This is a genomic window from Novosphingobium sp. PP1Y, from assembly GCF_000253255.1.
Taxonomy (GTDB): Bacteria; Pseudomonadota; Alphaproteobacteria; order Sphingomonadales; family Sphingomonadaceae; genus Novosphingobium.
On the sequence record NC_015579.1, the window covers coordinates 136,532 to 148,731 of the forward strand.

General features: G+C 61.7%; 9 protein-coding genes, 4 pseudogenes and 1 riboswitch. Of the genes and pseudogenes, 5 read left to right on the forward strand and 8 right to left on the reverse strand.

Annotated elements, in window-relative coordinates:
- Positions 1 to 121 precede the first annotated feature (121 nt).
- The gene (locus PP1Y_RS00880) at positions 122 to 568 is read left to right on the forward strand and encodes a carboxymuconolactone decarboxylase family protein (RefSeq protein ID WP_013831410.1); all 447 of its coding nucleotides are present in this window, start codon (positions 122 to 124) and stop codon (positions 566 to 568) included.
- Between the two features lie 254 nt (positions 569 to 822).
- Here PP1Y_RS00880 and PP1Y_RS00885 read toward each other — a convergent pair.
- The 4 genes and pseudogenes from PP1Y_RS00885 to PP1Y_RS25070 form a co-directional block, all read right to left on the reverse strand.
- Positions 823 to 1,254, reverse strand: a pseudogene (locus PP1Y_RS00885) (RNA polymerase sigma factor SigJ); the annotation flags it as partial.
- Between the two features lie 41 nt (positions 1,255 to 1,295).
- Positions 1,296 to 1,460, reverse strand: a pseudogene (locus PP1Y_RS00890) (IS3 family transposase); the annotation flags it as partial.
- Positions 1,461 to 1,508: 48 nt separating this feature from the next.
- Entirely contained in the window at positions 1,509 to 2,723 is a 1,215-nt protein-coding gene (locus PP1Y_RS00895; protein WP_013831413.1) for a DUF1624 domain-containing protein, read from the reverse strand.
- Between the two features lie 415 nt (positions 2,724 to 3,138).
- Positions 3,139 to 3,321, reverse strand: a pseudogene (locus PP1Y_RS25070) (transposase); the annotation flags it as partial.
- Between the two features lie 54 nt (positions 3,322 to 3,375).
- Here PP1Y_RS25070 and PP1Y_RS00900 point away from each other — a divergent pair.
- Positions 3,376 to 3,609 (forward strand): annotated as a pseudogene (locus tag PP1Y_RS00900) (carboxymuconolactone decarboxylase family protein); the annotation flags it as partial.
- Between the two features lie 254 nt (positions 3,610 to 3,863).
- Here the strand turns inward: PP1Y_RS00900 and PP1Y_RS00905 are convergent.
- From PP1Y_RS00905 to PP1Y_RS00920, 4 genes are all read right to left on the reverse strand, one after another.
- On the reverse strand, positions 3,864 to 4,715 hold the full coding sequence (locus PP1Y_RS00905; protein ID WP_013831416.1) for a sigma-70 family RNA polymerase sigma factor: 852 nt from the start codon (positions 4,713 to 4,715) through the stop codon (positions 3,864 to 3,866).
- 13 nt (positions 4,716 to 4,728) lie between these two features.
- Positions 4,729 to 5,367, reverse strand: coding sequence for an FMN-dependent NADH-azoreductase (locus PP1Y_RS00910; RefSeq protein WP_013831417.1), 639 nt, complete (start codon positions 5,365 to 5,367; stop codon positions 4,729 to 4,731).
- A 16-nt stretch (positions 5,368 to 5,383) separates the two neighbouring features.
- Positions 5,384 to 5,863: a carboxymuconolactone decarboxylase family protein gene (locus PP1Y_RS00915; RefSeq protein WP_013831418.1), complete on the reverse strand. Its 480-nt coding sequence runs from the start codon at positions 5,861 to 5,863 to the stop codon at positions 5,384 to 5,386.
- A gap of 759 nt (positions 5,864 to 6,622) precedes the next feature.
- Entirely contained in the window at positions 6,623 to 7,111 is a 489-nt protein-coding gene (locus PP1Y_RS00920; protein WP_013831421.1) for a hypothetical protein, read from the reverse strand.
- A 252-nt stretch (positions 7,112 to 7,363) separates the two neighbouring features.
- Here PP1Y_RS00920 and PP1Y_RS25075 point away from each other — a divergent pair, with 252 nt between their 5' ends.
- The 3 genes from PP1Y_RS25075 to PP1Y_RS00940 all read left to right on the forward strand — a co-directional run bounded on the left by PP1Y_RS25075 (position 7,364) and on the right by PP1Y_RS00940 (position 11,880).
- Positions 7,364 to 7,609 (forward strand): hypothetical protein, encoded by a 246-nt coding sequence (locus PP1Y_RS25075; RefSeq protein WP_013831422.1) that lies wholly within the window; start codon positions 7,364 to 7,366, stop codon positions 7,607 to 7,609.
- A 234-nt stretch (positions 7,610 to 7,843) separates the two neighbouring features.
- Positions 7,844 to 8,090: riboswitch (cobalamin riboswitch) on the forward strand.
- A gap of 176 nt (positions 8,091 to 8,266) precedes the next feature.
- The gene (locus PP1Y_RS00935) at positions 8,267 to 10,393 is read left to right on the forward strand and encodes a TonB-dependent siderophore receptor (RefSeq protein ID WP_051009905.1); all 2,127 of its coding nucleotides are present in this window, start codon (positions 8,267 to 8,269) and stop codon (positions 10,391 to 10,393) included.
- Between the two features lie 5 nt (positions 10,394 to 10,398).
- Positions 10,399 to 11,880 carry a PepSY domain-containing protein gene (locus PP1Y_RS00940; RefSeq protein WP_013831425.1) on the forward strand — a complete coding sequence of 494 codons (1,482 nt, stop codon included), beginning with the start codon at positions 10,399 to 10,401 and terminating at the stop codon, positions 11,878 to 11,880.
- Positions 11,881 to 12,200 lie beyond the last annotated feature (320 nt).

Consider the following 12,200-nt stretch of genomic DNA (forward strand, 5'->3'; position numbering starts at 1 on the left):
CGGCCTCTTCCCCCGCAATCCTCTCGCTTGCCGGTTTTTCCAGGCGCGATGTCACATCCGATGCCCTTCGCTCGTCATGCATGATGCCGCCATCCCGGCTCGACGAAAGAAGGAAGATCAGATGAAGCGCTTGAATTGGTCCGAACTAGCCCCCGCAGGGGCCAAGGCACTTTACGGCGTCCACCATTACATTACCGATGGCACAGCCCTTCCGGAAGAGCTGATCCACCTCGTCTTCCTGAGGGTTTCACAGATAAACGGGTGCGCTCACTGTATCGATCTGCACACCCGCGATCTTCTCAAGACCATGCCGATCGACAAGGTCGCGCTGCTTCCGGTGTGGAGCGAGGTCCCGCATCTGTTCCCCGACCAGTATCGCGCAGCGCTCGCATGGGCGGAGGAAGTCACGCGCGTGAGCGAGACACATGCTTCCGACGAGGCCTATGCCGCGGCAGCTGAAGCCTTCGAGCCGAAAGACCTGGTCGACCTGACGATCGCCATTGCAGCGATGAACGCTTTCAACAGGCTGGGCGCACCATTCCGCCTTCCGGTTGCGGCCTGGCCCTGAGGTGTGAGCACTGCTCTTTTGGCATTGCGGTCCAGTATCCGGGTCACCCGCATGCTATCTGCGCCGTGCGACACAAGAGGGCTTTTTCCCTCAGGAAACCCGGCTCTTTATCTTATGCTCGTCCGGTTTCGATCGGGCGGGGGTTCCTTCTGGGTAGGTCAAATCGTTTGGATGCCGCAATTGAAATGGTTGGCTTCGGACGCGGACAAATCAAGACATTGGCGGCCGACCTGGCCGTGCAGCCGCTCGGCAGTTCAGTGCAGATGTTTGAGTTTGTCCGGATTGCGCATGACGTAGATGGCGACGATCCTTTCGCCCTGGATTTCCAGCGCCGTGGTCTGCAGCTCGCCGTCGGCTTCCCTTGTGATGAAGCCGGGAAGACCGTTGATCATCCGTGTGCCGACCAGCTGCGATCCCTGCTTGCGAAACAGCACGGCAAGCGCCTTGTGCAACTGCAGAACCGGGCGGCTGCCGAAGATCGGCCGCACTGCGGCCGGGCGTTTCCCGCCGCCATCCGAATGCATGGCAACATCGCTGGCGAGCATCGATCCGAGCGCGGCCATGTCGCCGCTACGCGATGCTTCGAAGAAAGCCTGCGCGATGGCGAGGCCGCGCTGTTTCTCCAGTGTAAAACGGGGCCGCTCCTCCCGAACATGCGCGCGGGCCCGCGCCGCGAGCTGGCGGCAGGTAAAGCGCCCCGGGTTTTCCGGAGGCTATCCGGTTTGACTCAGGCAGCCATATCGAGGGTCTCGATGGCTGCATAGTAATTTGCCTCTGCTTCGGCGGGCGCAATGTAACCGATGGGTCCGAAGAGGCGATGCTCGTTGTACCAGTGGACCCAGCGCAAGGTAGCAACTTCGACGACCGACGCAGTCGACCAAGAGCGCTGGCGTGGCGGATCTTGGTCACGTAATTTCAGTGCAATGATCGGCAGAATTCCTCACAGATACTTGAGCCACCAGATGTCCTTGCGCCGCTGCTTGAGCTGGGCAAACCACTTCGTGGGGAAGTACATCGCCACGGTCAGCACCGCTGCGCTGAGCCAGATCATCCAGAACTCATCGAAGCCGTAGTAGTCGCCCTTGTTCGGCCCGACGGTGGCCCACATGATGTTGTAGAGCACCTTCAGCACATAGAGATGCACGATGTAGAAGAACATTGGCGCGCCGCCGAAATAGGCAAGGGGTTTTGCGACAGGGCTGTTGGGAACCCGTTCGAACAGGACCAACAGCAGGCAGCCGATACCGATCGTCGGCATGAGGAAGAGCAGCGAAGGCGGATACTTTGTCAGTGCAAGGAAGCTCATCACCGTCCGCAGTGGAGGCTGGGCTTGGAACCAAGGCGCATCCCCGTAGAAATTCAGGAATCGCAGGACAAGGAAGCCGACGATCAGGCCGATGCCGATGGCGACGAGTCTCTTCTCGCGCGCATCGGTGGTGATGCGGCGGCCGAAGATAGGTCCACAGGCATAGCCGGTAAGGATCACACCTATCCACGGAAGAAGCGGATAGGACGTGCGGATGACGAGATCGGAGCCGATTTGGAAATTCGTGCGTTCATAGAGCACGCCCCAGATTTCGTGGAACGGGGAACCGGGTGTCACGACGATCCCGCCCAGCAGATTGTGGAGGCACACGATGCCAAGGCCGATGGTAAACTGCGCCCAGCGCGGCAGATATATCAGCGCAGCCAGGGCGATCATGCTCAGGCCGATGGCCCAGATCACCTGCAGGTAGATGACCGGCGGCGGATAGCTGAGTGATTGCGTGGGCCAAGCATAGCCGACGATCGTGAATTCGAGAAGGACAAGAAATACGCCGCGCGACAGCAGGAACTTGCTGACTTCGGCCTTGGAGTGCTTCTGTCCGTAAAGATAGGCCGAAAGACCCGTGAGCGCGACAAAGATCGGCGCGCAGAGTGTTGAAGTCAGACGCGTGAAGAAGAGGGCGGGCGCCACAGTGCGGGCATCGACGGGATCGGTTATCGCCACATATAGCCAGAACGTCTCGCGCACATGGTCGAGCAGCATGAAGACCATGACCAGCCCGCGCAGCGCGTCGATTGAGGTTATCCGCGAGGTCCTCACGGCTTGGGCCATTGCCTTCGGCGGCGGTGGCAAGGTTTCCGATGCCCATGTTTCGGACGCAGCAGACATCTTCTGTTTCCTTCCTTCCGGTAGTGCGAACGGCGAGTGACAAAGCCGTGTTCGAGCCGATGAACAGAACCGAGCCGGGAACTCGAGCCTGCATTTTGCGCAAGGATCGCGGTGCGTATCATTGCACCGCTGTCTGGAAGGATGCGCTGAATTGCCGCGGCATGGCGGTAAACACTGCCGTTCGCAGTGTGAAAGCATCCGCAAACTTAGGCCCTTACGCTTTCTTCGCCGGACGTCTGCGACAGCGAGGCTTGCGGTCGACACGAGTTTTATGGAGAGCCGATCGTGGCGGACAGCGGCGGGGTACAAGTCGGAGAGCTTGGGGGGAGAAGGGTCGTCAAATCGCGCCTCATAGAGCAAGTCACTTTGTGCTTGGTTGATGTTCAGGGTCATGAGGCCATCACTGTATGCCGGGCGCAGGGTCGTCGCCGCGCCGGGATATCCGGCCCGCTTTCATGGTTTCGCCTGAAGCATAAATTCTGGGAGTGAGCCTAAGATAGGCGCCAGCGCTTGATGATCGGCGGAAACGAGCGGGATCGTCGATAGTGGCAACAAACCCGAGCGCAGTGACGACGCCGACCCCGGGCACGGTCATGAGGTGCCGCACAGTGGCATTGCGGCGCGCAGTCGAGCGAACCTTGGCATCAAGTGCCCGGATTTGAGCGAGGTCCCGCATCTGTTCCCCGACCAGTATCGCGCAGCGCTCGCATGGGCGGAGGAAGTCACGCGCGTGAGCGAGACACATGCTTCCGACGAGGCCTATGCCGCGGCAGCTGAAGCCTTCGAGCCGAAAGACCTGGTCGACCTGACGATCGCCATTGCAGCGATGAATGCTTTCAACAGGCTGGGCGCACCATTCCGCCTTCCGGTTGCGGCCTGGCCCTGAGGTGTGAGCACTGCTCTTTTGGCATTGCGGTCCAGTATCCGGTTCACCCGCATGCTATCTGCGCCGTGCGACACAAAAGGGCTTTTCTCCTCAGGAAACCCGGCTTTTTATCTTACGCTCGTCCGGTTTCGATCGGGCGGGCGTTCCTTCTGGGTAGGTCAAATCGTTTGGAGGCCGCCATTGGAATGGCTGGTCTCGGGCGCGGACAAATCAAGACATTGGCGGCCGACCTGGCCGCGCAGCCGCCCGGCAGTTCAGTGCAGATGTTTGAGTTTGTCCGGATTGCGCATGACGTAGATGGCGACGATCCTTTCTCCCTGGATTTCCAGCGCCGTGGTCTGCAGCTCACCGTCGGCTTCCCTTGTGATGAAGCCGGGAAGACCGTTGATCATCCGTGTGCCGACCAGCTGCGATCCCTGCTTGCGAAACAGCACGGCCAGCGCCTTGTGCAACTGCAGAACCGGGCGGCTGCCGAAGATCGGCCGCACTGCGGCCGGGCGTTTCCCGCCGCCATCCGAATGCATGGCAACATCGCTGGCGAGCATCGATCCGAGCGCGGCCATGTCGCCGCTACGCGATGCTTCGAAGAAAGCCTGCGCGATGGCGAGGCCGCGCTGTTTCTCCAGTGTAAAACGGGGCCGCTCCTCCCGAACATGCGCGCGGGCCCGCGCCGCGAGCTGGCGGCAGGCAGCGACATCGCGGCCGATTGTAGCAGCGACATCCTCGAACGCAGCGCCAAATACATCGTGCAGGAGGAAAGCGGCTCGCTCCAGTGGTGACAACCGTTCGAGCGCCAGCATAAGCGGAAGGGTGACATCCTCCTCTCCCTCCTCGTCCAGCACCGGGTCGGGCAGCCAGGGTCCGATATAGCTCTCGCGGCGATGCCGGGCAGACTTGAGGTGATCGAGGCACAGCCGTGTTACTGTCGTGCGCAAGAACGCTTCAGGTTCCCGGATCGCAGTACGGTCAATGCGCAGCCAGCGGATGAAGGCTTCCTGCACAACGTCCTCCGCATCGGCGACAGAGCCGAGCATGCGATAGGCTACGCGTATCAGCCTTGGGCGGAGCGGGCCGAATGCTTCCAAGGCGGCAGATGATGGCTGCATGACCATCACTCGTTCACCGTGCATGGCATGGCTGCCTCTCCGCCTCGCTTCTTCCGAACACCTGATCCTGGAGCATTGCCTCGGCTCCCTCCAGCAGCGCCTGGCCAGCTTGAACCGGGTTCACGAGGCCATCAAGATAGATGAAGCGCACATCGGTCATGCCTAGCGTGGAAAGCACGTCGGTGAGATAGCCGGTCATATGGTCGGGTTGCCCTCCATGCCGGCCGGCGATCGGGCCGCCAGCAGTCACGACCACCAGCACCGGCCTGTTTCCCAGCAGCCCCGACTTCACGCCTCCTACGGTCGCGAAGCTGCGGCCATGGCGAAGGACCAGATCGATCCATAGCTTGAGGCAGGCTGGAACCGTATAATTGTGCATGGGGGCGGCGATGGTGATGAAGGCCGCATCCTCCACTTCACGGATGAGCGCTTCGGATAGCTCGAAGGCTGAGTGATCATCCGGCTGCCGCGCCAGCACCGCATCGGAGTAAGCCGGCGAAATCACGGCACGCGGAAGCGCGGACAGATCGCGCTCCACAATCGCCAATGACGGATCGCCCGCCCTGAGGTTGGCGGCCGCGCGCGCGGCCAGTTTGGCGCCGCGCGAAGCAGCGCCGTAAGGACTGGCAAGGATGGAAAGAATGGAAGCCATTAGTCTGCTCCTGCCTTCAGGCGAGTCCGGCGCGGTCGAGGCCGAAGGCCTTGTCCGCCGATCCGGGAACGGAGCGAAAGGCGATGGAGGCGCGGTTCCAGGCGTTGATGACCATGATCATGTAGGTGAGGTCGACCAGTTCCCGCTCCGAGAAGTGCTCCCGCGCTTGTGCATAGACAGCGTCCGGCACGCCTTGCGGCGAAAGGCGCGTCACGGCTTCAGTCCACTCCAGCGCCGCGCGTTCCCGATCGGTGAACAACGTCGATTCCCGCCAGATTGCGACATGATGCAGCCGCAGCGGGCGCTCCCCATGAAGAGTCGCTTCCTTGATGTGCATGTCTACGCAGAACGCGCAGCCATTGAGCTGCGAGGCGCGAATTTCGGCGAGGGAGAGAATGTCTCTTTCTACAGCCCCCTTCTTTACCGCCAGAGTGAGCTCCGTGAGCTTGGCGGTGAGTTCGGGATGCTGCCTAAGGTGGTCCAGACGCTGCGACATGACTTGCTCCTGAGATAACGATGCAAGCCTTGACGACGCAGCACCCCGGGATGTGACATCGGGCACGATTTTTTTGGCCGGACGGAGCTAATCGTCACGTTCCGGGCTGTATTCGCCGCGGTGGGAGGCAAAGCCCTGCATCACTGAAATCGACAGCAAACGGCCATATCCAGACATCAGTCTATGCTCAGGGCATGGCCCTCAGCCTTCTCCTGGGTTTGATGATCTTGCATGTTTCGCGCTCACCCAATTTGTAGCGCGAAACAGCCCAGAAGTTGCCAGTCGACATGGGAAGCCGGACAAAATGTTGGTCATTTTCATCTTCGGCGTACCGATATTGGGCTTTGTCTAGATTGGCCTCGGCGGTGGGTAGGTCTCGAAGATCTGTGGAACAGGATCGATGTGGGTTATGAATGGATCGTGGGCCACTTCCATGGCTGAATTAAGCGCTGACCGCTTCACTCCCCGGCGCCCACTATTCTCGACTCTCCCGACATTAAACCGCGTTGACCCGGCGCGCGCTTGAGCGCACCGTCGAGGTCATGGCAATGCTGTTCCTGATCGGCCTGTTCGCGTTGATCGGATTCTCGGTCTGGTTGGTCTTGCGCAAGTAGCAAAGTCCTTCAGCCTGTTGCATACGCTGATGCGAGTCTTCCCGGTGGCATTCTTCGGAGCCCCCGTTCCCGGGCTGACTCGACCAGACCCCGGAAGACCCGGCCATTGTGCCGGGTCTTCTTTATCCGGCGATCAACCGCAAACCTACATCTGCGGTCGACATGCCTTGCCATCGTATTGATGCCGATTGAGCACGTAGGCCTTGCCGTTCCAGCGCTCGACCGGGAAGCAGAAACCCGGACCATCGATCTCGATATCAGGCCAGCCCCCGACACCCTTCGTTGCCAGGAAATTCGGAATGCCGGTGCCGCCGGTTATGTTCTTCCAGGTACCGTCGGCCTGTTTGCTCACGATTGTGTAACCGGTGCCCGTCATGCCGAAGCAATAAGTGCCGCCCTCGGTGATCACGGCTTCGGGGCGGCCATCTCCATTAAGGTCGCGGACGGACTCAATTTGCCCCGGCGAGTAGCTGGGCGTTCCCGGATCGCCGCAGGCTGACCACTTACCGGCCGCGAACTTGAAACCGGCCGCACGAAACGCGGCAGCGCGATCTTTCGGAGTGAGAGTAGATTGGGCCAGGACCGGCGAGGCGACAAAGATCGAGAGTGCAACAAGAGCAAGGCGAATCCGCATGCGAACCTCCGTCATCGAAGCCCGGCCTTCATAGCATGGCGTTCGAACTGAGCTGAAGCGAATCGAGCTTCAAAGTGCGCGACGTCAGAAGCCACCAAGACGGTGGCAAATGTGCCCTGTGCCGGCCGGAAGCTCACCTTTCCAATTGTCGGGCGGCGAAGATCGGCGCATGTTCGCGGACGCGGGGACCGCCATTCCGGCAACAATCCGCCCCGCACTAGCGTTGCTGTGATCCAGCTACTGGAGGCGAATATGGCCAGTCAGTGCGTTGCATTTCGTGATTCAAAAGGTGGTCTCCACGCCGGTCTCGAAGAGGCTACCCTCAAGGACCTTGCTGCAGTGCTCGGCCGCGTCGGTGACGAAGGCGGGATGACTGCCGGCGTTGCCAAGCTCGTCTTTGACAAGCGCCAGGAAATCGAACGCATCCTTGCCGAGCATGACCGACTGGTCGACATGGTACCGCCCAACGGGAACGTAGAGCGGCTCCACGTGCTTTGACTTTGCCCGGGCCGCTTCTGCGTCAACCTGCAGACGAGCGAATGTTCCCGGGTTAGGTACACAGATACGAAGCCTGGTCGGACAGTCGATGGCGTGAGAAATTCGGCGCCTGATCGACCGACAAGGGGTAGGGAACTGCCATTCCTGCATTTTTTGCCGCGCGAGAACAGGGCTTTAGTTCCTCTTGCCAAGGTTGATTGCCTCGAATAGAGCGCTCCTGCCTCTCAAATTCAGGGAGGCAATGATCGCGTTGGTGCCCCCGAAAGGGAGCTTAAAAGGGAACGCGGTGAGAGGGGCCTGCCCCTCGAATCCGAGGCTGTCCCTGCAACTGTAAGCGGCGAGTGCGATGCACATTCGCGGCGGGCCAACAGGCTCTGCCGCAGCCACTGGGCCGGACGCAAATTTCTGCGGGGCCTGGGAAGGCCGTGCATCGCGCGATGACCCGCAAGCCAGGAGACCTGCCAGCGTCCGGTCGCTCTTGCCCTGGTCCAGGGGATGGCCGAGGCACGGTGAAATCCGTCTGAGCGACGCATGTGCGGCGAGGGCCGCATCGACCCAAGCGGCGGCGCCCGGGGCGTCGTGCCGTTGCGCGGGTCGACCGTTCGCGCGGACGCCCTCGCCAGACGTCGATGACGCCGGACAGGGTTAAGTTTTTACATGACGACTTCCAAGTTTGTGCTGTGCGCAGCGCGCGGTATTGCCGTATTTTCCTTCCCCATGCTTTCTTCGGCCGCGCTCGCCGACGAGGCCGATTCCGCAAACACCATCCTGGTGACAGGGCTGCGGGCAGAGACCAGCCTCGATACCAGAAGCAGCGGCAGCCGACTGGGCCTGACGGTGTTTGAGACACCGGCCAGCGTCGAAGTGCTCGACGGCGACGCGATTCGGGCGAGGGGCGATCAGTCCATCCAGGAGGCGGTCAGCCGTGCCACCGGCCTGACTTTTCAGGGCACACCGGGCAACGGTAACACGGCAATGGCGGCGCGCGGGTTCTCCGGGCAGGGCTCGGTGCAACTGCTGGTGGACGGCACGCGCCTCTTCGTGGCCTCGGGTACGCTGACCTTCCCGGTAGATCCTTGGACGGTCGATCGCATCGACGTGCTGCGCGGGCCGAGTTCGGTCATTTCGGGCGAAGGCGCGATCGGGGGAGCGATCAATGTCATCATGAAAAAGCCGGTGACCGACCGCACCGTGGCGCGTGCGCGCGTGGCCTATGGTTCGGACAATGCGATACAAATCGCCGGCGATGCGGCCGGCCCGATCGGCGGGGGCCTGTCCTATCGTCTGGCCGCCAGTTCCACTCGTTCCGATGGCTGGCTCGCTCGCAATAGCGACAACCGCAACCTCGCCATTTCCGGTGCACTGCGCTGGGATGCCAGCCCGACGCTAAGCTTCACGCTCGCCTCCGACTATGGCGACGTCGATATGCTGCCCTATTTCGGCGCGCCGCTGAACGAGGGCAAGTTCGACAAGCGCTTTCGTTTCATCAATTTCAACATCGCGGGCAGCAAAGACCATTTCCGTGACAGCTGGACGCGACTGACGGCCGAGTGGCATGCGTCGGACGCGATTTCGCTGCGCAACTCGGTCTACTACCTCAGTTCGAACCGTGACTGGCTCAATGCCGAGAGCTATCGTTTCTCCGCCGCCACCGGGCTGGTGACGCGCGGTGACTATCTCAACATCATGCACCGACAGGATCAGATCGGCGATCGCGGGGATCTTACTGTCCGCACGCCGCTGGGCGGCGGCGTTGAGAACACCCTGCTGGTCGGCTTCGATCTTAACCGCGTCAAATTCCGCCATCTCAACAACTCGCCTTACGGCGGCAGTTCCATCGTCGATCCATTCGACTTTGAGCCCGGCGGCTTTATCACCGCGGTGCCCACGACCCTGGGCTTCCGCACCTTGACCACGCAGCACTCGGTGTTCATGGAAGACCGGCTCAAGCTGAACGAATCTGTATCGCTGGTGGGCGGTTTCCGGCAGGACTGGTACGACCTGCAGCGTATCGACGCACGGATTCCGGTGAACGGCTTTCGGCGCAACTACCACAGTACCTCGGGCCGTTTCGGCGTAGTGCTGAATCCGACGGTCGATACCGCGCTCTATGGCTCCTTCACGGTGGGCACCGACCCGATCAGCACGCTCGTCACCACGTCCAATGTACAGAAAGACTTCGGGCTCTCACCCGCGAGGCAGTTCGAGGTGGGCGTAAAGCAGCGTCTTCTCGAGGGACGTGGCTCGGCCTCGATCGCGCTTTTCGATATCGAGAAGCGGCGCCTGCTCACTCCCGATCCGGAAAACCGCCTGATCACGCAGCAGGTCGGCAAGCGCACGTCGCAGGGCGTCGAAGCGACGCTGGCGCTGCAGCTGACCGATGCCTTCGGGATCGAGGCCAACGGAACCGTCCTGAAGGCGCGGTTCAAGGATTTCGGCGAATTCGTGAATGGGGTCGTCATCGACCGGGCCGGAAACACGCCGCCGGGGATACCGACGAAGACCGCCAACATCTCCGCCAACTGGCGCGTCGCCGAACCCCTGCAGGCCCGCGTCTCGGCCCGCTTCGTCGCGCCGCGCTGGACCGACAACGCGAATACCCTGCGCGTGCCCGGCTACGAGGTGGTCGATCTCGGCCTGCGATGGACAATCAGCGACAAACTGGCAATCGACGGTCGGGTGAGCAATGCCTTCGATAAGGTGTACTCGATCGGCAGCAATTCGTCGCAATGGCTGCTCGCAGCGCCCCGGCGCTTTGACGTTCGCCTCGACATGAGCCTTTAGTCGCCATGACGCGCCCGGCTCTGGTGAAGGCTGGCCTGCGGTGGCTTTACTTGCTCCATCGCTGGTTGGGCATCGCTGCCTGCCTGCTGTTCCTGCTGTGGTTTCTGTCGGGCCTGGTCATGATGTACGTGCCCTATCCGTCGCTGACCGACGCGGAACGACTGGCAGGAATGGCCCCCATTGACTGGAGCCGGGTCAGGGTCGGTCCGACCGAAGCGCTGCGCCGGGCAGGGGAGCGCGGCTTTCCCTCCGAGCTGCGCCTCGACATGGCGGCGGGAGAGCCAGCCTGGCGCATTAGCGGCGAGAATCGGCGCACTGCAATCTCGGCTGTCGATGGCCGGCGGCTCTCCGCTCCCGATGCCGCTGCCGCGATCACGGTCGCGCGACGCTTCGCAGGCGGGACGCCGGTCAGCGACGTCGAGCGCAGCCATGACGACCAGTGGACGGTCGCACAAGGGTTCAACTGGGCGCGGCCGCTCTGGAAGGTCTCGCTGGCAGACGGGCGCGGCACGCAGGTTTACATTTCCTCCACGACGGCGGAGCCGGTCCAGAACAGCGACGCGCGCGAGAGGGCATGGAACTGGGTGGGGTCGGTGCCGCACTGGCTCTATCTCACCGCGGTCAGGCGCAACGGCTCTTTCTGGCGACAGGTTGTGCTATGGACCTCCGGCCCGGCGGTGGTCGTGGGTGTCACCGGCCTGTGGATCGGCATCCTGCGGCTGCGTCTGCGGCGGCGCTACCGGAGCCGCGCCATCACGCCCTATCGTGGCTGGATGAAGTGGCATCACCTGAGCGGGCTGATCGGAGGGCTCTGCGCAGTGACCTGGATGTTCAGTGGCTGGCTCTCGGTCAATCCATTCGACTGGTTCGCGCGGAACGGTCCTGTCGGCAGTGCCGCCCTCTATGCGGCGCACGATGGAGCGGACTTTCCCGCACTGGATGCCGCCGGGCTTGCCGTGCGCGGACCGCAGGCGCGCGAAGCGCGGTTCGCCTGGGTCGGTGGGCGCCCGGTCGTCAGCCTCGTGGCGCGCGAGGGGCGCCCAATAATCGCTACCCCCAACGGTGACGCGCTGCGCTTCACACAAGCAGAGCTAATAACCAATGCTCGGCGGATCGTGCCCGACCTGCCCGTTCGACGGGTCATGGTCCTCACTGAGCCGGACCTATACTGGTATGCGCACGGCCGGGAACGGCCCCTGCCGGTGATCCGCGTCATCTTCGGCGATCCTGATCGGACATGGGCTACCATCGAACCACACAGCGGCGCGCTGCTGGCTTTGCAGAACGCAAATGGGCGCAACTATCGCTGGTTGTTCAATGCGTTGCATAGCTTCGACTTGCCGCTTCTTCTCGCGAATCGCATTGTGCGTGATCCGCTGATGTGGCTGTTTTCAGCGCTTGGCGTAGTTATGTCGATTTCGGGCGTGGTGATTGGATGGCGAAAGCTCGTGCGATACCATCGTCGTCATGTCGCGAGACATGGGTAAACGCCGAAGCGTGCGTAAGTCAGATCGCAAATAGTAGCCCTAGCAGACTCAGCTTGCGATATCTGACGCTCTGGAAGCGCCCAATCCTGCGTGGTCGGTGCAACTGGCGGTAGCGCCGTGACAACCCATAGTGCCATCGTGGGCTATTATAGCACTCGATCCGCAGCTTGGTCTTCTCGTGGGCTTATGAACCGATCCCGCGCATTTCTCGCGATCCCAATGTGTAGCGGGGCAAGGCCGCAAGTCGTCAGTCCGCATGGGCAGACGGACAAAACGATGGTCGTTTTCATCATTGGCGTACCGATATTGGGCTTTGCACG